This window comes from Calditrichota bacterium (assembly GCA_014359355.1).
In the GTDB taxonomy this organism is placed as follows: Bacteria; Zhuqueibacterota; Zhuqueibacteria; order JANLFK01; family Oleimicrobiaceae; genus Oleimicrobium.
The window spans coordinates 1-2,621 of record JACIZP010000270.1; the positions used below are offsets into that span (position 1 = coordinate 1).

A 2,621-nucleotide genomic window follows, 5' to 3' on the forward strand; every position below is an offset into this window, starting at 1 on the left:
TCTCCCTCCATGACTCCGTCCATGTCCATGTCCCAGGGCCTGCTGACCTGTTCGGCTGTCCACTCGAACTCTTGCGGTGGAGGCGCGCCGCATCCCTTCCAGGCAAATTCCAGCGCCGCCTTGACCTTGGGCCAGAGCTCGCGCAAGAAGCCATTGTCGCCGCTCAGCTTCCACTCCCGGTAGGCCTTAATGATGGTGCCCATCTGGCCATCGGCGCATGCTTTGAATTGCCACCAGTGCTCGCCCAGCGGTATCAGGGTGCGGAAGGTCATGTAGCCGTTGGGCAGCGTGTTGTGCAGAAAATCGGTGCGGCGCATGGAACGTTCCAGGCTTGGAAAGAGGTAGGCCAGTGCCTGCTCATAGTTCCACACATGCGTGCAGTTCATCGGACAGCAACCCGAGGCGTCGCCACATCCTTCGAAGGCGAAGAACGAGCCGTCATCTAACCACAGGCAGGTGTTAGTGCGAATGATGGAGGCCTGGCTCGAGATCGCGTCGATCACGTATCCCGGCAGCGTGCTGTTGAAGAGCGTGTCGTGGAAAAGCCGCGTCGCTGGCTCCAGCTTGTCTAGGCGACTGTGCACGTGGCAGGCCACTTCCCAGGCGCTGGCAAAACGTGTTGCGTAGTAGTTCCGCATTCTCCTTTGGCGAACGGCAGGCTCGGAGTTCCAATAGTTCTCGCGGTTCGGAAAGTACCAGGCGAGAATGAAAGGGAAAGTGAGCGATTGACCTGGTTCCAGCTCGGCGTGCAGGACGAGCGAACCGACATCGCTTCGTCCCTCTGGTGAGGGGTCGCTCTCCGTGATTTCCTGCACGCGGCCGTCTTCGGCAAAATCGTCCCAGAAGACATGTGCCTGGTCCCACCAGCCCCCACGGTACCAATGAGTTTGCACATCAAGGTCACGCCATGTGGTGGCCAAGGCCATGTTGCCAAAGCAGAGGTCGTCAGCATCCATCCCAGGCTTGGACATGAAGAGGCCGCGCAGGCCTTCCGCTTCCATGTACTGGTTGAGATTGCCCCCTAGGACCTTCCCACTCAGGTCGCGGCCGTCGGTGCCCACAGGGTTAAAGAGACTGGCGGCAAGGGATACTTGCACTCGCTGCTGTGTCGAGTTGACCACCTTCCAGGTTAGAATGGCCACAGGCAATCCGCTCTCATCCGGTTCATGGGGGATGAAAGGATTCCAGGCCTCCAGAGACACCTGGACGGGAAGCTCGGCGTCGGTGAACTCGACCCAGGCGAAGGGGTACTCGCCGCGGAAGAAGGCCTCGTCAAGGCGGGCTACTCCGGCGAGCTGATTCTGGGGGAGGCCAAAGGCGCCAGTGTACGGGGGCAGGAGGCGCCGCTCAAGGATCTTTGCCACGGGCTCACCCCGTTCCTGCTTTGCGTAGATGGCAAAGAACGTGAACGGAAGGGCAAACCCCTTCCCGGGTCGGTTGAAAATCTCCCAGTCACGGAGCTCGCCTCGGCCACCCAGCGACACGGTGCCCGTGCCTATCCCGCCCAAAGGGAAGGCGACCTGCGCTAAGGCCGGTCCCTTGAAGGTGCGGACAGCAGGCCCGCAGTACAGCTCGTCATGGGCGTAGGGGATCCCTCTCGTTCGTGAGAACGACGTTGTGACGCCCAAGAACACGGTGCACAGCAAAATGAATCTGCACATGGTCTCCTCCGCATGCTCTTGTCACTGCCCTCTGCCCTCGACGAAGGAAACTTGCCTGTGGTTCACGTTGCGGGCCATGGGCACCTTCTTTGCTTCGGTGCAGGAAAGCCTCGGCGTAGCGGGATGTGTCTTTCCGCTGCGCGGCAATTGGTGGGTTGTTCGCAAAATGAGGTGCGGGCGTAAGGATCGCTGCCGGCTACCGGAGAACTGGAAAAGGGGAAGGGTCACCGCTGCAAATCGCGACAAGGAGGGTCCCTGAATGCGCACGAAGCGCCACGGGCGGGAGGCCACCGTTTGGGGCCAAGCAAGGGAAAATGCACAGCGCACCGCCACGGCTGTTCAGTGGTCATCTCCAAGGCACAGGTCTGCCATTTCCCTCACCGGGTGAGGGGTGCTTGTTGAGTCACCCAGGCGTGGTGACGTTCCTGGGCAGCCTCGTCTATTCGGAGAAGGTGCTCTTCTGGGCGCCTGCCGTCGGCGAAGGTGCGAGCCGCGGCAGGCGCCCTTTATCCTACTGCTTCTTTTTGCCGAAAAGTGAAGACAGAATGTTCCCCACCACCTGGGCACCACTCTGGGAGCCCGCGCTGCCCGTGAGTCCCTGCAAAAGGAAACCAGCTGCGTCGTCGAGGATGCTGCCGTCGCCCTCTCGATCCAGCAGAGCGGTCACGACGGACGAGCCACCTTTCTCGGTCGTCCGCTTCTGCGTCAAGGCGGCCAGGACGAAGGGAGTGACCATGGGGATAAGCTTACTGGCCACGCCAGGGTCGAGCTTGAACTGCTTGGCTATGGCCTGCGTTGCCTGCACTCCGGCCGGTCCCAACAGCCCTCCAAGCTGGGGGTCGGCGTTCGGGTCCGTGGCTTTCTTCGCAACCAGGCCGGGGATGTCCTGCAGGAAACTCGCGCTGCCGTACTTGCTAAGGATATGGTCGACTCGTGCTTCTCCGCCACGCTCGTCCTTCT

2 protein-coding genes are annotated in these 2,621 nt (G+C 61.2%); both read right to left on the bottom strand.

Annotation, left to right across the window (positions count from 1 at the left end; translation table 11 throughout):
* On the bottom strand, nt 1-1,661 hold a 1,661-nt coding region (locus tag H5U38_11920), incomplete at its 3' end, for a hypothetical protein (protein ID MBC7187730.1).
* A gap of 511 nt (nt 1,662-2,172) precedes the next feature.
* Nucleotides 2,173-2,621 (bottom strand): DUF937 domain-containing protein (locus H5U38_11925; protein ID MBC7187731.1); only part of this gene is annotated, 449 nt, incomplete at its 5' end.